A 19,600-nucleotide genomic window follows, 5' to 3' on the forward strand; every position below is an offset into this window, starting at 1 on the left:
CAGACCCATCGATGAAACCCGTCCGCCTTCCCGCCGCCGCCACCCTGGCGCTGCCCCGCTGGGCCCTGCTCGCGCTGGGCATGCTGTACATCCTGCCCGGGCTGATCGGCCGCGATCTGTGGAAGGAAGACGCCGGCAGCTTCGGCATCATGTGGACCATGGCGCGCGGCGGCCTGGACGACTGGCTGTATCCGAACGTCGCCGGCTTGGCCAGTGCCGAGGAGGGCCCGCTGGCCTTCTGGCTGGGCGCGCTGTGCATCAAGCTGTTCGGCTGGATCCTGGGCGACGTGCTGGCCGCGCGCGTCTCGACCATCGGCATTTTCGTGACCGGCGCCATGTCGCTCTGGTACACCGCCTTCCACCTGGGCCGCCGCGCCGAAGCCCAGCCGCTGCGCCTGGCCTTCGGCGGCCAGCCCGAACCGGACGACTACGGCCGCACCCTGGGCGACACCGCGGTCCTGATCTACCTCGGCTGCCTCGGCCTGCTGCTGCAGAGCCACCTGACCCTGGCGCCCACCCTGCAGGGCGCGCTGCTGGCCTATTTCCTGTACCGCGCGGTGCGCTACGTCGAGCACACCAGCATCCGCAACGCCGTGCTGGTCGGCCTGTCGCTGGGCGCCCTGACCCTGACGCGCGGCTTCCTGGCGCCCCTTGCCCTGGTCGTGGCGCTGTTCGCCTGCACCCGCTACCTCAAGCTGCCGGTCGCGGCCACCCTGCGCCACCTGGCGATCGCGCTCGCCGTGGCTTTTGGCCTGACCCTGGTGTGGATCCTGCCGGCGCTGCTGGCCCAGCCCTACGGCATGTCGCCGGTGGGCGACTGGCTGGCCTGGAACGGCGAGCAGCTCGGCCTGCCCAGCCTGGTCTCGCTGAAGGCCTTCTTCCGCATCGGCATCTGGTTCTTCTGGCCGGCCTGGCCCTTCGCGCTGTGGGCCGTATGGGCCTGGCGCCGCCAGCGCAAGCTCCTGCACATCGTGCTGCCGGTGTTCTTCTTCGCCACCCTGGCCGCCCTGCAGCTGTGCGACCCGGCGCCCGAGAACGGCGACTTCCTCAAGATGCTGCCGCCGCTGGCCCTGATGGCCGCCTTCGGCCTGCCGACCATGAAGCGCGGCGCCATCAACGCCATCGACTGGTTCTCGGTGATGGTGCTGACCATCCTGGGCGCCATCGTGTGGCTGTTCTGGATCGCCAAGCTGACCGGTTGGCCGGCCCAGCTGGCCAAGAACGCGCTCAAGCTGGTGCCCGGCTTCAAGCCGGAAGTCGGCATCGTCGCCTTCGTGGTGGCGGCCGCCGCCAGCATCGGCTGGATCATGCTGGTGCAGTGGCGCCTGTCGCGCCAGCCCTCGGTGCTGTGGCGCGCGGTGGTGCTGTCCTCGGGCGGCCTGATCCTGCTGTGGGTGCTCCTGATGACCCTGTTCCTGCCCGACCTCAACTACAGCAAGAGCTACGCCGGCGTGGCCCAGCAGATCGCGGCGCGCCTGCCGGCCGACAGCAGCGCCGCCGGCGGCGGCTGCATCGACACCAATATCACCCCGGCCCAGCGCGCCTCGCTCGCCTACTACGGCCGCCTGCCCTTCAAGACCCTGGCCGGCGGAGAATGCGACTACGTGCTGCTGCGCGACAGCGTCAAGACCCGCGACGACCGCGAGATGATGCGCAAGTACGGCGTGCGTAATCCGGCCGCGCTGTGGGAGGGCCGGCGCGCCTCGGACCGCGACGAACGCTTCCGCCTGTTCCGCCGCGACCGCTGAACGCTCATCCATATCGAAAGCCGCACGCATCGCCGTGCGGCTTTTTTTTTCGCCTGTTCCGGCCGCCTCCGCCACCAGTGCGCGCTCCCCGGGCGCGATATGAGAACCTATCTCCAACAATCGGCGCGTTTGAGTCCTGTTTGAGCCGAGTCAATCCCCGCCCGGCGGTGATCGTCAAAATGGTTTGGTCCACCCTACCGAACGATCCCCGCCAGGCCCTGGCCCGGACACTCAAGCACGCAGCAAGGAGACGATCATGAAAAGCGTTACCTTTTCTGAAATAGTGCGTGTTCGCCAGCGGCCGGGCTACCTGCGCCGCATCGCCACCTGGCGCCAGTCCCTGCCCTGGGCCCTGACCCTGCTGGCCGGGCTGCCGCTGCTGATGCTGGTGCTGCACCTGATCGACCCCGGCACGCCCCTGCCCTACATCGTGCTGCCGGCCCTGCTGGGCGGTGTGCTGCCCGTATGCATGCTGGGCCCGGGCCGCTTCGAGATGCAGACCCGCTTCGACGCCCACTACATGATCAGCACGCTCGACGAAGCCATGGCGGCCCTGGGCTACCGCAAGAGCGACGCCAACGCCGAGAGCATCCGCTACTACCGCCCGCGCCCCTGGCTGCGCCGCCAGGAAGGCGCCATCACGGTGGCGGTGCGCCCACACGCGCTGGAAGTCATCGGCCCGGTAGGCAGCCTGCGCCTGCTCCAGCACCACATTGCCCGCTGAGTTCACTCCGGGTTTCAGCCGTTGCGGGCAGGCGGCACGGCGATTTCGCGCCGCACCCGTCAGTTGGACTGGTCAGTTACACAAGGCATGTGCTAAGATTCGCGCCTGCTATTGGGCCTCTGTGGCGGAATTGGTAGACGCACTTGACTCAAAATCAAGCGCCGAAAGGCGTGCCGGTTCGATTCCGGCCGGAGGCACCAACACTGTGCAGCATCCTGCACTACCCAATACCGAAACCCGCATTTCCTACAAGAATGCGGGTTTTTTGTTGCCTCAACAGGCAGCAAGGCCGGCATGCACCCTGCCCTCGCCTGCCCGGCATCGCGCTAGGAGGTGACGCTCACGGCCAGCAAGGCTCCGATCCCATCCGCCGGCCCGGGCTTGCCGAACAAATAACCCTGGTAGCGCTGGCAGCCCAGTTCCTGCAGCATGGCCCGCTGCTCCTCCGTCTCCACCCCCTCGGCAATGATCGACAGCCCCAGCGCCTGGGCCAGGGCCACCACGCTGCGCGCGATCGAGGCGTCGTTCGGATCGACCAGGATGTCGCGCACGAAGGAGCGGTCGATCTTGAGCTGTTCCAGCGGCAGCCGCTTCAGATACGCCAGCGAGGAATACCCGGTGCCGAAGTCGTCGAGCGAGAAACAGACGCCATGGCGCCGCAGTTCCTCCATCTTCTCGATGGTTTCCTCCACCCTGTCGATCACCATCGACTCCGTCAGCTCCAGCTTCAGGCGTGAAGGATCGGCCCCGGTGGCGGCGATGGTGTCCAGGGTGTCGCGCACGAAGCCGTCCTCCATCAGCTGGCGGATGCTGATGTTGACCGCCACCGTCAGGTGCGCGCTGGCGGGTGCGGCGCTCCAGCGCACCAGCTGTTCGCAGGCGGCGCGCAGGACCCAGGCGCCGATCGGCAGGATCAGGTCGGTGTTCTCGGCCACGCCGATGAATTCGGCCGGGCCGATCAGGCCGCGTTCGGGATGGCGCCAGCGCAGCAAGGCTTCGGCGCCGATCACGCGGCTGCCTTCGACCTGCGGCTGGTAGAACAGTTCCAGCTGGCGTGCGGTCAGCGCATTACGCAGCTCCACTTCGAGCTGCATGCGGCGCTGGACGCGCTGCTCCATCCAGGGTTCGAAGAAGCGCAGCGTGTTGCGCCCATCGGCCTTGGCCTGGTACATCGCCAGGTCGCCGCGCTTCATGAGCAGGTCGAGCGATTCGTCGGCATGCGTGCACAGCGTGATCCCGATGCTGCAGCTGGCGTGGTGCGCCATGCCGCCGATCTCGTAGGGGGCGCTGACGGCCGCCAGGATCTTCTCCGCCAGCAGCTCGGTGTGCAGCCGCGCCTCCTCCTCATCGGCGCCGACGGCGTCGAGCATGACCACGAACTCGTCGCCGCCAAGGCGGGCCACGGTATCGTTGCCGCGCACGCAGGCGCCGAGGCGCCGGGCGACGTGCTGCAGCAGCTGGTCGCCGGCGACATGGCCGCGGGTGTCGTTCAAATCCTTGAAATTGTCGAGATCCAGGAACAGCAGCGCACCGACCGGGGCGCCGCCGCGATCGGCGGACAGGCAGGACTGGACGCGTTCGAACAACAGCCTGCGGTTGGGCAGGCCGGTCAGTTCGTCGTAGTAGGCCAGGCGCTGGTTGCGCTCCTGGGTCTGCTTGAGTTCGGTAATGTCCGACACCGTGCAGACGTAGTGGGCGATGCGCCCCGCTTCGTCCGGCACGGCGCTGACCGACAGCAGGGCCGGATACAGGGCCCCGGAGGTGCGCTGGCCCCAGGCGTCTCCCTGCCAGCGCTGCTGGGCCTCCAGCATGTCCCAGAAGCGCTCGTCGAGTCCGCGCCCGTCCCGGCTCAGCAGGAAGGGCAGCGTGCGCGACCCCACCAGTTCGGACAGCGCATAGCCGCTCATCGTGCACAAGGCCCCGTTGGCGTCGACGATGGCCCGGTCCGCGCCCAGCACCAGCATTCCCTCGTGCGACTGGAAAACGGTGGCGGCGAGGCGTACCGACTCTTCCATCTGCTTGCGGCCGCTGATGTCGCTCGAGATACCGCACAGGTAGCGCGTCGCGCCGACCTCCAGCGCCAGCGAGACCTTGGTCGACAGGAAGGTGCGGCGCTCGCCGCCCGGATCGTACGCGGACTCTTCGAACACCTTGCGCCCTCCGTCCCGCATCACCTCGACGTCGTGCGCGCGCAGCGCGGGCGCATGGTCGGGGCCGAACAGCTCGAAGTCGTCCTTGCCGATGATGTCCGCCGGCGGCATGCCCAGCATCCGGCCCAGCGCCCCGTTCGCATAGCAATAGCGGAATCCGGCATCCTTGATGTACACGGGCGAATCGACGCTGTCCAGGATGGTCGCGAGCTTGATCTCGGTATCGCGCAGGGCGCGTGCGCCCGCCGTCGCCTGGCGCCGGAAACGCAGCGCCGCCGCCAGGGCGGCCAGCAGCAAGGCGCCCGCGAGCCCCAGCAGCCAGAGCATGCGCATGCCGGATTCATGCATCGAGCCTCGCAGCTGCCAGCGCTCGATGATCCTGAAGTACACCGAGTCGGGCTGGGCCTGCCAGACCGCCAGGTGCCGGTCGATCGCCGCCAGTTCCGCGCCGTGGGCGCCGCGCCGCGCCGCGTAAAACAGGCGCGCCGGCAGGAACACGATCGGCGTGTCCTGCAGCCCGTAGTCCGCGGCCCGCCCGTCGCCGTAGAATTTGTTGGCCGCGGCCAGGTCCGCCTTGCCCTCGCGCACCAGTTGGAATGCTTGGTCGAGCGAGGAGGTCGCGATGAAGCGCGTGTTCAAGCCATAGCTGTCCGTCAGGGTCGGCAGGAAGGCCGCCTGGACCGAGCGCTCCAGGACGGCCACGCGCTTGTCCTTCAGGTCGAGGATGGAGGCGACCTTGACCGAACCCCGGTACAGCTGCGACCAGCTGAGCAGGGCCGGCGTGCGGTGATAGGACAGGCGCATGGCGCGCTCGTCGGTATAGGCGACGTCGGGCAGCAAGTCGATGTCGCCGCGTTCGAGCATGGCCAGGCAGCCGCTCCACGCACAAGGGACGAAACGCAGGGTCCAGCCTTCGGCCTTGGCCACTTCCTCCAGCAGGTCGACCAGGATGCCCGCTGCCCGCCCCTGTCCGTCGATAAACAGCTTGGGTTCGTTGTTGTAGATGCCGATCCGCAGTTCCCGCGCCGACGCCGCCCAGGCGGCCGGCGCCAGCAGGGCCAGCAGCGCCAGGCACAGCGCCAGTCCCGCGAAGGCGCGCGCGCGCCACCGGCGGCTTGGACGGCCGGGCGTCCGTAAAAATGGATGGCGGATACCCGTCATACGATGGCGGCGCGCCCAGGAATGCGGTGGGAACGCGCACGCGGCCGCCCCCTCGCCTGTTCGCCTGCCATGGCAGGCCACATGACACTTTGCATGATGCTCCCGAAAACTGTCGCGCGAGGAACCATCCCGGCCGGGAGCAGCGTGCCGCCCTGCCTGAGAGGCATGGTGCTTTTTACAAGCTTGTGGCTGGAAGATTACCATGAGCGCGGTGAGCGCACGGGACGTGGGACGACCGCGCCGGTCGCGGATCCTCAGCGCTTGCCGGCCGCCGCCGCATTCCCCGCCACGCCCCAGCTGTCATAGGAACGCTCGATCCGCCGCCCCGTCCCATCCCTGGCGATTTCGGCGAATGCCAGGTTGAGGCGGTCGATGACGCTGTCCGGCACGGCGCGGTTGCAGGCCAGGTAAACCTCGATCCGGTTGAATACGAGCACGGGCACGATCTGCTTGTCCCAGCCGTGCCGGGCCAGCATTTCTTCGCTCGAACGCACGCTGGCGGCCCACAAATCGATGCGGCCCAGCAGAAGCTTGCGCGGGTTCATCAGGTCGTTCGGGGTGGCGTCCACCTGGAAACCGCGGTCGCGCAGGAACTGGTCTCGCGCATCGCCGATATAGGTGCCGATGCGCAGGCTGCGCGCCTGTTCCAGGGTGTCCAGGTTCCATTCGCGGTCGGCACGCCCCATCAGCACCCACTGGCCGACATCGGTCGGGCCGGCCCATTTGAACAGGGGCTCGCGCTTGGGCGTGCGGGTGGTGGAGTAGACGCAGGCGTCGGGACGCTCGAGCGCCGCGGCATAGGCGCGCTTCCAGGGCAGCAGCTCGATGGTATGGGCCACGCCGGCGCGCTGCATCGCTTCGCGCACCTTGTCGGTGGCCACGCCGACCACCCTCCCCTTGTCGAGCATGCTCGATGTGCCGGATTGTTCGGTGGTGATGTACAGGCGCGGAGTGTCCGCCGGCGCCCCGCTGGGCGCCGGCGCGGCATTTGCGCACGCCCCATGCAGGGCAAGCACGACTGCGGCACCAACGAATCTGTTCAACATGTGCAGCTTGCTCCTCTGCCTTTTGGATGAAGGCCAGCCAAGCATACCAGCAAGCCGAAATTTCCCCCAACGCCGGAGCGGAAGGTGGCGCGGCTGCCACAGTCCCGGCTTTGTCTCGGGATGATTCCCGCGTTCAAGCAGACTTTCCCAAACGAAAATGAGATACTGTCCAGCTCACCCGAAGGGCATAGCAGTCGCAGCCCGCCATCCCTATGTTGCAAATATTTTCAGTCCCCGCCGACCCCTCCCTGCTGACGTATGGCGTCTACGAGCCGCGGCTGGTCGTGCTGTCGCTGCTGGTTGCCATCTTTTCATCCTGGATGGGCCTGCAGATCGCCGGCCAGGCCAGCGTCAACCGTGCGCAGCGCACGATCGTGCTCGCCACCGGCAGCCTGGCGCTGGGCGCCGGCGTCTGGGCGATGCACTTCATCGGCATGCTGGCCTTCAACCTGTGCACGCGGGTCGACTATGACGAATTGACCACGATCCTGTCGGCCCTGCCCAGCATCGCGGCTTCCTTCGTCGCGCTGTCCCTGATCGCGCGTCCGCAATTGCAGCGCGGCGGCCTGCTGGCGGGCGGCGTGCTGGTCGGCGCCGGCATCGGCGCGATGCATTATTCCGGCATGGCCGGCATGCGCATGAGCCTGAGCCTGCACTACGACCCGCTGATGTTTGGGCTGTCGATCGTGGTGGCGGTGGTGCTGGCCACCCTGGCGCTGGGCGTGCGCTCGGGCCTGTCGCGCTTCCAGTCGATGTCCGAATCGCGCCGCCTGCTGCTGGCCGCCATCGTGATGGGCTGCGCCATCGCCGGCATGCACTATACCGGCATGGCCGCCGCGCGCTTCATCGGCCATGTGACGCCGGGCAGCCAGGGACACGTCAACAGCGACTTCCTGGCGCTGGCGATCACGGTGATCACCGTCGCCTTCACCTTGTTCGTGGTGGCCGCCAACGGCCTGCTGCGCTACCGCCAGATGTTCCTCGACCTGTCGCGCAGCGAAGCCTGGATGCGCGCCCTGCTTACCACCACCGTCGACGGCGTGGTCACCATCGACCGCGACGGCATCATCAACGAATTCAACGCCTCGGCCGAGCGCATCTTCGGCTGGCGCCGCGACGAGATCCTGGGCCGGCACATCGATGCCCTGATCGCCGACCAGGAATATGCGGAGAAGGACGGCCTGCTCGGTATCCTGCGCCAGGGCAGCCTCGATTCCTTCGCGCGCAGCAGCGAAGTGCTGGCCAAGCGCAAGGACGGCAGCGTGGTGCCGGTGCGCCGCTCGATCGGCCATGCGAAACTGGGCACGCAAGACCTGTTCGTCGGCTTCGTCACCGACATCAGCGAACGCAAAACGATGGAGCAGGCGCTGCGCGCCAGCGAGCAGCAGTTCCGCTCCCTGATCGGCAACATCCCCGGCATCTCCTTCCGCTGCACCCTCGACGATGGCTGGCCGATGGTCTTCATCAGCGACGCCGTGGAGCGCATCACAGGCTACCCGGCCGCCGACTTCCTGGGCACGCCGCCGCGCCGTACCTTCGGCGCCCTGATCCACGCCACCGACCGCGTGCGCGTCAACGACCAGCTCGAGGCCGCGCTGCGCAACGACCTGCACTACCTGGTCGAATACCGCATCCTGCACGCCGACGGCAGCGTGCGCTGGCTGTGGGAGAACGGCACCGGCGTGCGCGACGAATCGGGCGCGGTGCGCTGGCTGGACGGCGTCATCCTCGACATCACCGAGCGCCGCCAGATGGAAGAAGCGCTGCGCGACGCCAAGGAAAAGGCCGAGCAGGCCGCCGCCGCGCGCGCTACCTTCGTGGCCAACATGAGCCACGAGATCCGCACCCCGATGAACTCGATCCTGGGTTTCACCGACGTGCTGCTGGACGGCGAACTGAACGTGGAGCAGCGGCGCCACCTGGACACCATCCGCAACGCGGGCAAGTCGCTGCTGCGCCTGCTGAACGAGATCCTCGACACCGCCAAGCTCGAAAAAGGCGCGGTCGAGCTGGAACAGAACGACTACAACCTGCTGTCGCTGATCGACGAGCTGTCCTCGACCCTGGCGGCGAACGCCCGCGCCAAGGGCCTGCACCTGGACATCCAGTACGACCCGGCGCTGCCGACCGGCCTGCGCGGCGACGAACTGCGCATGCGCCAGGTCCTGACCAACCTGATCGACAACGCGATCAAGTTCACCGCCAAGGGCTCGGTCACGCTCAAGGTGCGCGCCGAAGGCGACCAGTTGTGCATCGCCGTGATCGACACCGGTATCGGCATCGCCAAAGACCGCCTGGATGCGATCTTCGATCCCTTCACCCAGGCCGACGCCTCGATGACCCGGCGCTACGGCGGCACCGGCCTGGGGACCACGATCTGCAAGCAGCTGGTGGAACTGATGGGCGGCCGGATCTGGGCCGAGAGCGAAGTCGGCCGGGGTACCACCTTCCACGTGCGCGTGCCGCTGGTGCTGGCGCGCTTCGCCCAGCAGGCGCCGCGGGTGCGCAGCGCCGCCGTGCTGCCGCCGCTGCGCGTGCTGGTGGCCGACGATGTGCCGCAGAACCTGGAGCTGCTGCAGCTCCTGATGGCGCGCCGCGGCCACACCATGACCGGGGTCGGCGACGGCGCCGCCGTGGTGGAGCTGGCGACGAAACAGGACTTCGACCTGATCCTGATGGACTTCCAGATGCCGCTGCTCGACGGCCTGTCGGCCACGCGCGAGATCCGCGCGCACGAAGCCGCCGGCGGCCGCCGCCGCGTGCCGGTGATCGCGATGACCGCCAGCGTGCTGGCCGAACACCGCAGCGCCAGCGTGGACGCCGGCATGGACGGTTTCGCCAGCAAGCCGGTCGACTGGTTCGCCCTCTCGCACGAAATCGCGCGCGTGCTCGGCATCGCCCAGCAATGCCTTGATTCCGCCGCCTCCGGCATCCCGGGGCCGGCGCGCGAAGTCCTGAACCGCCGCGCCGGCCTGCACCGCTGGGGCGGCAAGGAAGACAGCTATCTCGAGGCGCTCGAGCACTTCAGCCGCCAGTACGCGGAGCTGGACAGCATGCTGCACCTGCACGCCGCCGGCGGCGAACACCAGGAGCTGCGCATGCTGGCCCACAAGGTGCGCGGCGTGGCCGCCAACGTCGGCCTGGAACAGCTGTCCGACGCCCTCGGCCTGCTGGAACATGCCACCAACGCCGTGCCGACCGACGAGCACAAGGCGGCGGCCGCGCTGGAAGCATCGAGCAAGGCCGTGAGCGCGGCGTTGGCGGCGATCCACGCCAGCGGCGCCCAGCCGGAGCAGGCCGCGCAAGCCGCGACGGTCGACCTGGCGCGCGCCAGGCGCGCGGGCGGCGTGCTGCTGGAGGCCCTGCGCCGCGGCGCGCTGGACGACGGCGCCCTGGCCAGCCTGTCTTCGGCCCTGGCCGGCCACGCCGGCGCGCCGCAGGTGGCCCAGGTACGCACCGCGATCGGCGACTTCGATTTCGACCTCGCCCTCGGACAGCTCGAAGCCATCCTCGGCGCGCTCGGGGACGAGGCCAACACCTAAGCACCAGGCCAAGCACTAAGCAAGCAATTCAGGAATACAGGCATGACCCAACCGACCAACAAGCCGCTGATCCTGGCGGTCGACGATGAAGCGAGCAACCTGGCGCTGCTGCGCCAGATCCTGCAGGACCACTACCGGCTGCTGTTCGCCAAGGACGGCGCGCGCGCCCTCGAGCTGGCGCGCAGCGAACAGCCCGACCTGATCCTGCTGGACGTGATGATGCCGGGGATGTCGGGCTACGAGGTGTGCGCCTCGCTCAAGGCGAACCCCGCGACGGCCTCGATCCCGGTGATCTTCGTGACCGCCCTGAGCGACACCGACGACGAGGTGGAAGGCTTCGAGGCGGGCGCGGTGGACTACATCACCAAGCCGGTCAGCCCGCCGATCGTGCGTGCGCGCGTGCGCACCCACCTGTCGCTGGTGCGCATGGAAGAACTGCGCGCGAGCCGCCTCGAGATCGTGCAGCGCCTGGGCCTGGCCTCCGAGTACAAGGACAACGAAACCGGCCTGCACGTGATCCGCATGAGCCACTTCGCGCGCGTGCTCGGCATCGCGGCCGGCCTGACCGAAGCGGAAGCCGACGACCTGCTGCATGCGGCGCCGATGCACGACGTGGGCAAGATCGGGATTCCCGACCGGGTGCTGCAAAAGCCGGGGCCGCTCGATGCCGAGGAATGGAAGGTGATGCAGAGCCACGTGAATATCGGCGCCGAGATCATCGGCGAGCACGCGGACGGCATGCTGGCCGTGGCCCGCAACATCGCCCTCACCCACCACGAGAAGTACGACGGCAGCGGCTATCCGAACGGCCTGAAGGGCGAGCAAATTCCGCTCGAAGGACGCATCTGCGCGATCGCCGACGTGTTCGACGCCCTGACCTCGGTGCGCCCCTACAAGAAAGCCTGGAGCGAAGACGAGGCGATCGACTTCCTGCGCCAGCAGAAAGCGAAGCACTTCGATCCGGTGCTGGTGGACTTGTTCATCGAACAGATGCCGGCGATCCAGTCGATCAGGATGCGCTGGGCCGAGCACCCGTAGGGTTGGCGGCTACGCCGCCGACCCTACGACGCCGCCAACGGTGATTTCCAGGCTGTGGTTCAGGCCTGCGCCCGCGCCAGCGGCGCCGCCAGGCGCTGCGGCGCCAGTTGCTCGTAGAGGGACAGGTAGTTCATCGCCATCTTCTCGGACGTGAACAATTCCTGGTAGCGCAATTCGGCGCGCCGTCCCATCTGGCGCGCCAGTTGGGGGTTGTCCCACAGCCGCTGCATGGCCGCGCGCAGCGCCAGCGGATCGGAGGGCGGCACCACGATGCCGGTGTCGCCGTCGATGTTGATGTAGGTGGTGCCGGTGCCGATCTCGCAGGAAATCATCGGCTTGCCGTACATCGCCCCTTCGAGCAGCGAAATTCCGAAGGCTTCCGAACGCAGGTGCGAGGGGAAGGCCAGCGCGTAGGAGAGCGTCAGCAGCGCCACCTTGTCGGCGTCGTCGAGCGCGCCGAGGAAGATCACGTTTTTCAGCTTGAGGCGTGCGGCCTGCTGCTTGAGCTCCTGCTCGATCGGGCCGGCGCCCACGATCACGATCGGATAATCCAGGCCGGCTGCGGCCTCGAGCAGGATGTGCAGGCCCTTGTAGTAGCGCAGCACGCCCACGAACAGGAAGAACTTCGGTCCCACGCGCGCGCGCCAGTGCGCCAGGCGGTCGGGCTCGGGCTGCGGATAGGTGGCCTTGTCCAGGCCGTAGGTGATGACGCTGGTCTTGTCGCGGTAGCGGTCCAGTACCGGCGACGAGGCCAGGTAGTTCGGCGAAGCCGCCACGATGGCGTCGACGCTGCGCAGGAAGCGGTGCTTGAGCGGCGCGTACAGGCGCAGCAGGTTGCGCTGGCGCACGATGTCGGAGTGGTAGGTCAGCACGGTCGGCTTGTTCACGCGCGCCATGAAGTGCGCCAGGTCCATGAAGGGCCAGGGGAAGTGGTAGTGCACCACGTCGGCCTCTTGCGCCATGCGCGCCAGCGCGCCGATCGACTGCAGCGAAATGGCGTTGGATGCGATCTCGGCGTTCAGCGGCACGCGATGCACGGTGTGGCCTTCGAACTCGAAGGGCGTCAGCTTGGCGTGGCGCGACAGCGACAGCACCGTGTTGCTCACGCCCAGGCGGCCGGTGCCGACGCACAGCTGACGGATGACCTGTTCGATGCCACCCATCGAGTCGGGATAATAGGTTTTGTAGAAGTGAAGGACACGCATGTTCAAAGCTTACTGCGAAAGGACTGCACGGTACACATCGAGGGTCAGGCGTGCGGTCGCCCGCCAGGTCAGTCGTTCGGCGCGCACGCGGCCGGCGGCGATGCAGCGCGCACGCGCCGCGCCGTCCTGGGCCAGGGTGCGCATGGCTTCCATGATCTGGCCGGCATCGAGGGGGTCGACGTCGAGCGCCGCGCCCTGCGTCACTTCCGGCAGCGAGCTGGCATTCGACGCCACCACCGGCACGTTCGAGGCAAAGGCTTCCACCACGGGAATGCCGAAACCTTCATACAGCGAGGGAAACACGAAGACCCCGGCCCCCGCGTACACATGGCGCAAGGCCTGGGGATCGGTCAGGGAATCGAGCCAGACCAGGTTCTCGCCGTCCGCCTGCACGGCCGCGATGCGGGCCGCCAGTTCCTCGCTGCGCGCGCCGCGCGCACCGACGATGACGAGGGCGCGCTCGGCGCGCAGGCTGGGGGACAGCATCAGCCAGGCATCGATCAGGCGGCCGATGTTCTTGCGCGGCTGCAAAGTTCCCACAGTCAGGAAATAGCCGGGCTGCAATTTATTAGCAGCCAGGGTGGCCGCCACGGCGGCCGGTTCCGGCACCTCCAGCCATTCGTCGTCGACGCCGCAGGGCACCACCGAGATGCGGCGTGGATCGACGCCGAAGCATTCGACCAGTTCGTCGATCGCGAAGTGCGACAGGGCGATCACGTGGTCGGCCTTGGCCGCGGCCTTGCGCTGGAGCCAGTTCTTCACTGTGCGCAGGCGCGGGTTGCACCATTCGGGATACTTGATCGGCAAGGCGTCATGCAGCGACGCCACCACCGGACAATCCATGCGCACGATGCGGTAGTCGGTGGCGTGGAAGACGTCGACCGGCATGTGCACGCGGTGCGCGGCGGGCGTGGCGAGGTCGACCAGGGAAGCTTGCTCGAAGGATTGCGGCATCGGGGCGCCGATGCTGATGCCCGCCTTCCCCGTTCGCGGGCGCGGCCAGGAAAAAGGCTGTACCGCGCAGCCGGCCTGGGGCAGGTGGCGCAGCAGCGCGCGCGTATACACGCCGATCCCGTCCAGGCGGCCGCCGGTCAGGCCCGGCTCGATCATGGTCGTGCCGAGCCCGACGCTGAGACCGCCGGACTTCACGCCTCGTACATCCAGCGCAGCGTATCGCACAGGGGCGTCGGATCGAGGTGGCCAACCACGGCGGTCAGCTTGCTGTTGCTGCCGCTGAGTTGCAGGACGTCGTTGGCGCGCACGAATGCCGGATTCACCTGGACATCGATGTGGTAGCCGGCGATGTCGCTCATCATCCGGATCAGGTCGGCCAGCGAATGCGAGCTGCCCGAGCAGACGTTGAAGGCTTCGCCGGCCGGCGCCACGGCCAGCAGGCGGCGGTAGCTGCGCGCGACCATGCGCACGTCGGAAAAATCACGCGCGATCGCCAGGTTGCCCAGCTCGATGCGGCGTTCGTTGCGGCGGAAGTGGGAGACGATCTTCGGCAGCAGGAAATTTTCGGCCTGGCCGACACCGGTGTAGTTGAACGGGCGCGCGATCGTGATCGGCAGCTTGTCCATCCACAGGCGCGCCATGTATTCCATGGCCAGCTTGCTGACGGCGTAGTCGTTGGCCGGCGCCGGGGGCACGTTCTCGTCGATGACGGGCACGCTGGCATTGCCGTAGATATTCGCCGACGAGGCCAGCAGCACGCTGGTGGGGCGGTGGCCGCCCGCGCTCAGGGCTTCGAGCAGGTTGCGCGTGCCGACCACGTTGACGCGGTAGATCAGTTCGGCGTTCGAATGGGCCACGAAGGCGATGCCGGCCAGGTGGGCGACCACGTCCGGCTGGACGCGCTCGACCATGTCGGCGACGGCGGCGCGGTCGAGCAGGTCGACCGGGTGGATGTCCGGGCCGAGCTCCTCGCCCGGCATCACGGTGCCATAGACACGGTAGCCGGCGGCGCTCAGCTCCTGCGCCAGGTAGTGGCCGGTGAAACCACGCAGGCCGGTGATGAGGGCGCGCCGGCCCTCGCCTTCCCGTCCACCGAGGAAGACGGGGATGTCATCCGTGGCCATGCGCTCCATATCAGAACGAGAAGCCCAGTTCGTTGCGACGCAGGTCGGCGTCGACCATCATCTGGCACAGCTCTTCGAGCGTGGTCTTCGGCTCCCAGCCCAGCTCGCGCTTGGCCTTGGAAGGATCGCCGATCAAGAGGTCGACTTCGGCCGGACGGTAGAACTTGGGCGACACGCGCACCAGCTGCTTGCCGGTGCGGGCGCAGTGGCCGGCTTCGTTCTCGCCGCTGCCGCTCCATTCGACCGCGATGTTCGCGCCCTTGAAGGCCATGGTCACGAAGTCGCGCACGGTCTCGGTGCGGTTGGTCGCCAGCACGAAGGTGTCGGGCTGGTCGGCCTGCAGGATGCGCCACATGCCTTCGACGTATTCCTTGGCGTAGCCCCAGTCGCGCTTGGCGTCCAGGTTGCCCAGTTCGAGCACCTCGAGCTTGTTCAGGACGATCTTGGCTACCGAGTCGGTGATCTTGCGGGTGACGAACTCACGGCCGCGCAGCGGCGACTCGTGGTTGAACAGGATGCCCGAGGAACCGAAGATGCCGTAGGACTCGCGATAGTTCACCGTCATCCAGTGGGCGTACAGCTTGGCCACGCCGTACGGGCTGCGCGGGTAGAACGGGGTGTCCTCGACCTGGGGGATGGCCTGCACCTTGCCGAACATCTCCGAGGTCGACGCCTGGTAGAAGCGGATCTTCGGGTTGACGATGCGGATGGCTTCCAGCAGGTTCACGGCGCCCAGGCCGGTGATCGAGGCGGTCGCGACCGGCTGCTCGAAGGACACGCCGACGAAACTCTGGGCCGCCAGGTTGTAGACCTCGTCCGGACGGCTGCTCTCGACCAGGCGCACGCTGGAGGACAGGTCGGTGAGGTCATACTCGACCAGGTTCAGGTTCGGATGGGCGGCGATGCCGAGTTCCTCGATGCGCCAGAAGTTGACGGAACTGGAGCGGCGATACGTACCGGTGACGTGATAGCCTTTTTCCAGCAGCAACTGCGCCAGATAGGCGCCGTCCTGACCGGTAATGCCGGTGATCAGGGCTCTTTTTGTTGTTTGCATGTTTGTAGGTTCTAGATGGGTGGTCTCGCGGGCGCCAGACGGATCAGCCCGGATTGTAACAGAGCGGGATCATGTTCCCTTTGCACGATAGAAAGTCGTGCAAGAAAAGCAACACTTAATCTGAACATTATGCCGTGAAAACGCTAGGGTAACCCAAGCGCTTACCGATTGTTACGCATGTATTTGCGAAGTGACAAATTGGAGACGACTTGTGACAAAGAAGTGACAGCCCATTTGACGCAACGCAATATGGCGTCAAACGGGCTGATCTATGCAGCGGCTTAGCGTTCCGAGACCGCGTCGACCACGCACAGCGCGGTCATGTTGACGATCCGGCGCACGGTCGAGGACGGAGTCAGGATGTGGACCGGACGGGCGCAGCCGAGCAGCACCGGGCCGATCGCGATGCCGTTGCCGGCCGCGCTCTTGACCAGGTTGTAGGAGATGTTGGCGGCGTCGATGTTCGGCATGACCAGCAGGTTGGCGTCGCCCTTGAGGGTCGAGTGCGGCATGATCTTCATGCGCACCTTGGCCTCGATCGCGGTGTCGCCGTGCATCTCGCCGTCGATTTCCAGGTCCGGCTTCCTCTGCTGCACCAGCGGCAGGACGGCGCGCATCTTCTGCGCCGACTCGCTGTTGGCGGTGCCGAAGTTCGAGTGCGACAGCAGGGCCGCGCGCGGGCAGATGCCGAAGCGCTCCATCTCCTCGGCGGCCATGACCGTGATCTCGGCCAGTTCGGCGGCGTTCGGGTTCTCGTTGACGTGGGTGTCGACGATGGCCAGCTGGCGGTCCTGGGTGATCAGGAAGTTCATCGCGGCGTACACATTGGTCCCGGCGCGCTTGCCAAGCACCTGGTCGATGTACTGCAGGTGCATCTGGGTGGTGCCGTAGGTGCCGCAGATCAGGCCGTCGGCGTCGCCCTTGTGCACCATCATGGCGCCGATCAGGGTGTGGCGGCGGCGCATTTCGAGCTTGGCCATGTCGATGGTCACGCCCTTGCGCATGCCGATCTCGTAGTACGACTGCCAGTAGTCGCGGTAGCGCTCGTCGAAGTCGGGGTTGATGACGTCGACGTGCTGGCCCAGTTTCAGGCGCAGGCCGAACTTCTCGATACGCTTTTCCAGCACCGCCGGACGGCCGACCAGGATCGGGCGCGCCAGCTTCTCGTCGACCACCACCTGCACCGCGCGCAGCACGCGCTCGTCCTCGCCCTCGGCGTAGACGATGCGCTTGAGTTCCGGCGGCGCGCTCTTGGCGATCTGGAACAGCGGCTTCATGAAGGTGCCGCTGCGGTAGACGAACTGCTGCAGGCTGTCGGCGTAGGCGACCAGGTCCGCGATCGGGCGGGTGGCGACGCCGCCGTCCATCGCCGCCTTGGCCACGGCCGGGGCGATGTGGGTCAGCAGGCGCGGATCGAAAGGCATCGGGATCAGGTATTCCGGACCGAAGGACAGGTTGCTGATGCCGTAGGCCGAGGCCACGATGTCCGACTGCTCGGCGTGGGCCAGGTCGGCGATCGCATGCACCACCGCGATTTCCATCTCGCGGGTGATGGTGGTCGCGCCGCAGTCCAGGGCGCCGCGGAACATGTAGGGGAAGCACAGGACGTTGTTGACCTGGTTCGGATAGTCCGAACGGCCGGTGGCGATGATGGCGTCGGAACGCACGGCCTTGACGTCTTCCGGCAGGATTTCCGGATTCGGATTGGCCAGGGCCAGGATCAGCGGGTTGGCCGCCATCTTGGCGACCATGTCCTGCTTCAGCACGCCGCCGGCCGACAGGCCGAGGAAGATGTCGGCGCCCGGGATCACTTCGGCCAGCGAACGGTGCGGGGTGTCCTGGGCGAAGCGCTCCTTGTCGGGGTCCATCAGCTCGGCGCGGCCTTTATAGACCACGCCGGCCAGGTCGGTGACATAGATGTTCTCGATCGGGAAGCCGAGGTCGACGATCAGGTCCAGGCAGGCCAGCGCGGCCGCGCCGGCGCCCGAGACGACCAGCTTGCATTCCTTGATGTTCTTGTTGACGACCTTCAGGCCGTTGATGATGGCGGCGCCGACGATGATGGCGGTGCCGTGCTGGTCGTCGTGGAAGACCGGGATCTTCATCCGCTCGCGCAGCTTGCGCTCGATGTAGAAGCACTCGGGCGCCTTGATGTCCTCGAGGTTGATGCCTCCGAAGGTGGGCTCGAGCGAGGCGATGATGTCGACCAGCTTGTCCGGGTCGTTTTCGTTGATCTCGATGTCGAAGACATCGATCGCGGCGAATTTCTTGAACAGCACGCCTTTGCCTTCCATGACCGGCTTGGACGCCAGCGGGCCGATGTTGCCCAGGCCGAGGACGGCGGTGCCGTTGGAGATGACGGCAACCAGGTTGCCGCGCGCGGTGTATTTATAGGAGTTCGCCGGATCCTTGACGATCTCTTCGCAGGGCGCGGCCACCCCTGGCGAGTACGCCAGGGCCAGGTCGCGCTGGTTCAGCAGGCCCTTGGTAGGAGTGACGCTGATCTTGCCGGGGCGGGGAATCTGGTGATATTCGAGTGCTGCCGTACGCAGTTGTTGACGTAATTCTTCTTTCTTGTCCGATGACGAGTCCATGCTGGGCAGCCTTCCTGATACTAGAGGGGAACCTCCAATTTTATCAGACGGGCAGTTGACAAAGACTACGTATTTTCATCAAGTCAAGGGTAAACTCATCGGCTTAACAAATAAATGCACCCTGCTTATCGGCTAATCCGATACAGCGATCACGCCGCTCCCTTGTTCGATACCGGGATCGGTATCACAGCCGGCAGCCGGCCGGCCGTTTTCCACTCGCTTCCGGCCTGTACAATCGCGCCATGCTTTCCGAATTCGATCTCATCAAACACTATTTCCAGCGCAGACGGCCGGGCCGTGCGGTGCTGGGCATCGGCGACGACTGCGCCCTGCTGGCGCCTTCCCCCGGCCGCCAGATCGCGATCTCGTCCGACATGCTGGTGGAAGACCGCCATTTCTTCGCCGGGGCCGATCCACGCATGCTCGGCCATAAAAGCCTGGCCGTGAACCTGTCCGACCTGGCGGCGATGGGCGCGCGGCCACTCGCCTTTACCCTGGCGCTGGCGCTGCCGAAAGCGGATCCGGCCTGGCTGGAAGGGTTCTCGTCCGGGCTGTTCGCGCTGGCCGACGCTTTTGAGTGCGAACTGGTCGGCGGGGACACGACCAAGGGGCCGCTCAACATCTGCATCACCGTGTTCGGCGAGCTGTCACCCGGCCATGCGCTGCGGCGCGATGCGGCGCGGCCCGGGGACGATATCTGGATTTCCGGGACCCTGGGCGATGCGCGCCTGGCGCTGGCGGGCTACTGGAAGGAAGCCGAGCTCGATCCGGCGGCGCACGAGCAGGCGGCGCTGCGGATGCACATGCCTGCTCCGCGCGTAGCGCTGGGGCTGGCGCTGGCGGCGGCGCCGGTCGCCCATGCCGCGCTCGACATCTCGGACGGGCTGGTGGGAGACCTGGGGCATATCCTGGCGGCCTCGCAGGTCGGCGCGACGCTGGATGTGGATGCCTTGCCGGCGGGACCGGTGCTGGCGCGCCAGCCGCTCGCACTGCGGCGGCGCTTCACGGCGGCGGGCGGGGATGATTACGAGTTGTGTTTCACGGCGCCGGTTTCCCATCGCGAGGCGGTGCTGGCGGCGGGGAGGGAGAGCGGGACGGCGGTGACGCGCGTCGGGAGGATCGAGGCGGAGCCGGGGCTGCGGCTGGTGGATGCGGATGGCACGCCGCTCGATCTGGGCTTGAAGGGGTGGGATCACTTCGCCACAACCTAATTCGGCCCGCTACCCCACTACGTCACCCCCGCGAAGGCGGGGGCCCAAG

Annotated in this window: 12 protein-coding genes and 1 tRNA gene; 6 read left to right on the forward strand and 7 right to left on the reverse strand. The window is 67.1% G+C overall.

The annotated features are described in order from the left end of the window. Window positions 1–11: 11 nt before the first annotated feature. The 3 genes from V7778_RS18180 to V7778_RS18190 all read left to right on the forward strand — a co-directional run bounded on the left by V7778_RS18180 (window position 12) and on the right by V7778_RS18190 (window position 2,672). Window positions 12–1,748 (forward strand): ArnT family glycosyltransferase, encoded by a 1,737-nt coding sequence (locus tag V7778_RS18180; protein WP_335557830.1) that lies wholly within the window; start codon window positions 12–14, stop codon window positions 1,746–1,748. Between the two features lie 256 nt (window positions 1,749–2,004). Then, on the forward strand, window positions 2,005–2,472 hold the full coding sequence (locus V7778_RS18185) for a hypothetical protein (RefSeq protein WP_335557832.1): 468 nt from the start codon (window positions 2,005–2,007) through the stop codon (window positions 2,470–2,472). 115 nt (window positions 2,473–2,587) lie between these two features. Then, window positions 2,588–2,672: transfer RNA gene (locus V7778_RS18190), tRNA-Leu, on the forward strand. Window positions 2,673–2,798: 126 nt separating this feature from the next. Here the strand turns inward: V7778_RS18190 and V7778_RS18195 are convergent. Continuing rightward, a complete protein-coding gene (locus tag V7778_RS18195) occupies window positions 2,799–5,783 on the reverse strand; it encodes an EAL domain-containing protein (RefSeq protein ID WP_335557834.1) in 2,985 nt (994 codons plus the stop codon). Between the two features lie 254 nt (window positions 5,784–6,037). Further along, complete coding sequence (locus V7778_RS18200; RefSeq protein WP_335557835.1) at window positions 6,038–6,829, reverse strand: substrate-binding periplasmic protein; 792 nt, start codon at window positions 6,827–6,829, stop codon at window positions 6,038–6,040. Window positions 6,830–7,041: 212 nt separating this feature from the next. On the opposite strand from V7778_RS18200, the gene V7778_RS18205 reads away from it, so the two are divergent. Both V7778_RS18205 and V7778_RS18210 read left to right on the forward strand, forming a co-directional pair. Further along, on the forward strand, window positions 7,042–10,371 hold the full coding sequence (locus V7778_RS18205; protein ID WP_335557838.1) for an MHYT domain-containing protein: 3,330 nt from the start codon (window positions 7,042–7,044) through the stop codon (window positions 10,369–10,371). Window positions 10,372–10,413: 42 nt separating this feature from the next. Then, window positions 10,414–11,409 (forward strand): response regulator, encoded by a 996-nt coding sequence (locus V7778_RS18210; RefSeq protein WP_335557840.1) that lies wholly within the window; start codon window positions 10,414–10,416, stop codon window positions 11,407–11,409. A 59-nt stretch (window positions 11,410–11,468) separates the two neighbouring features. Here V7778_RS18210 and V7778_RS18215 read toward each other — a convergent pair whose 3' ends face one another. The 5 genes from V7778_RS18215 to V7778_RS18235 form a co-directional block, all read right to left on the reverse strand. Beyond that, window positions 11,469–12,614, reverse strand: a complete 1,146-nt coding sequence (locus V7778_RS18215; RefSeq protein ID WP_335557842.1) for a glycosyltransferase family 4 protein — start codon at window positions 12,612–12,614, stop codon at window positions 11,469–11,471. 9 nt (window positions 12,615–12,623) lie between these two features. Then, on the reverse strand, window positions 12,624–13,763 hold the full coding sequence (locus V7778_RS18220; protein ID WP_335557844.1) for a glycosyltransferase family 4 protein: 1,140 nt from the start codon (window positions 13,761–13,763) through the stop codon (window positions 12,624–12,626). Continuing rightward, window positions 13,760–14,692, reverse strand: a complete 933-nt coding sequence (locus V7778_RS18225; protein ID WP_335557846.1) for a GDP-mannose 4,6-dehydratase — start codon at window positions 14,690–14,692, stop codon at window positions 13,760–13,762. The genes V7778_RS18220 and V7778_RS18225 overlap by 4 nt, the downstream gene beginning before the upstream one ends. A 10-nt stretch (window positions 14,693–14,702) precedes the next feature. Beyond that, window positions 14,703–15,746 carry a GDP-mannose 4,6-dehydratase gene (gene gmd, locus V7778_RS18230; protein WP_335557848.1) on the reverse strand — a complete coding sequence of 348 codons (1,044 nt, stop codon included), beginning with the start codon at window positions 15,744–15,746 and terminating at the stop codon, window positions 14,703–14,705. Window positions 15,747–16,027: 281 nt separating this feature from the next. Next, complete coding sequence (locus V7778_RS18235) at window positions 16,028–18,340, reverse strand: NADP-dependent malic enzyme (protein WP_335557850.1); 2,313 nt, start codon at window positions 18,338–18,340, stop codon at window positions 16,028–16,030. Window positions 18,341–18,582: 242 nt separating this feature from the next. Between V7778_RS18235 and thiL the strand changes: the two genes are divergently transcribed. After that, window positions 18,583–19,551, forward strand: coding sequence for a thiamine-phosphate kinase (gene thiL / locus V7778_RS18240; protein ID WP_335557852.1), 969 nt, complete (start codon window positions 18,583–18,585; stop codon window positions 19,549–19,551). Window positions 19,552–19,600 lie beyond the last annotated feature (49 nt).

It is taken from the genome of Massilia sp. DD77, assembly GCF_036961685.1.
GTDB lineage: Bacteria > Pseudomonadota > Gammaproteobacteria > Burkholderiales > Burkholderiaceae_D > Telluria.

Bases quoted from the DNA above. Each gene is read 5' to 3' on its own strand.
- V7778_RS18180 (WP_335557830.1), top strand. From the start codon at position 12: ATGAAACCCGTCCGCCTTCCCGCCGCCGCCACCCTGGCGCTGCCCCGC.
- V7778_RS18185 (WP_335557832.1), top strand. From the start codon at position 2,005: ATGAAAAGCGTTACCTTTTCTGAAATAGTGCGTGTTCGCCAGCGGCCG.
- V7778_RS18195 (WP_335557834.1), bottom strand. From the start codon at position 5,783: ATGACGGGTATCCGCCATCCATTTTTACGGACGCCCGGCCGTCCAAGC.
- V7778_RS18200 (WP_335557835.1), bottom strand. From the start codon at position 6,829: ATGTTGAACAGATTCGTTGGTGCCGCAGTCGTGCTTGCCCTGCATGGG.
- V7778_RS18205 (WP_335557838.1), top strand. From the start codon at position 7,042: ATGTTGCAAATATTTTCAGTCCCCGCCGACCCCTCCCTGCTGACGTAT.
- V7778_RS18210 (WP_335557840.1), top strand. From the start codon at position 10,414: ATGACCCAACCGACCAACAAGCCGCTGATCCTGGCGGTCGACGATGAA.
- V7778_RS18215 (WP_335557842.1), bottom strand. From the start codon at position 12,614: ATGCGTGTCCTTCACTTCTACAAAACCTATTATCCCGACTCGATGGGT.
- V7778_RS18225 (WP_335557846.1), bottom strand. From the start codon at position 14,692: ATGGCCACGGATGACATCCCCGTCTTCCTCGGTGGACGGGAAGGCGAG.
- gmd (WP_335557848.1), bottom strand. From the start codon at position 15,746: ATGCAAACAACAAAAAGAGCCCTGATCACCGGCATTACCGGTCAGGAC.
- V7778_RS18235 (WP_335557850.1), bottom strand. From the start codon at position 18,340: ATGGACTCGTCATCGGACAAGAAAGAAGAATTACGTCAACAACTGCGT.
- thiL (WP_335557852.1), top strand. From the start codon at position 18,583: ATGCTTTCCGAATTCGATCTCATCAAACACTATTTCCAGCGCAGACGG.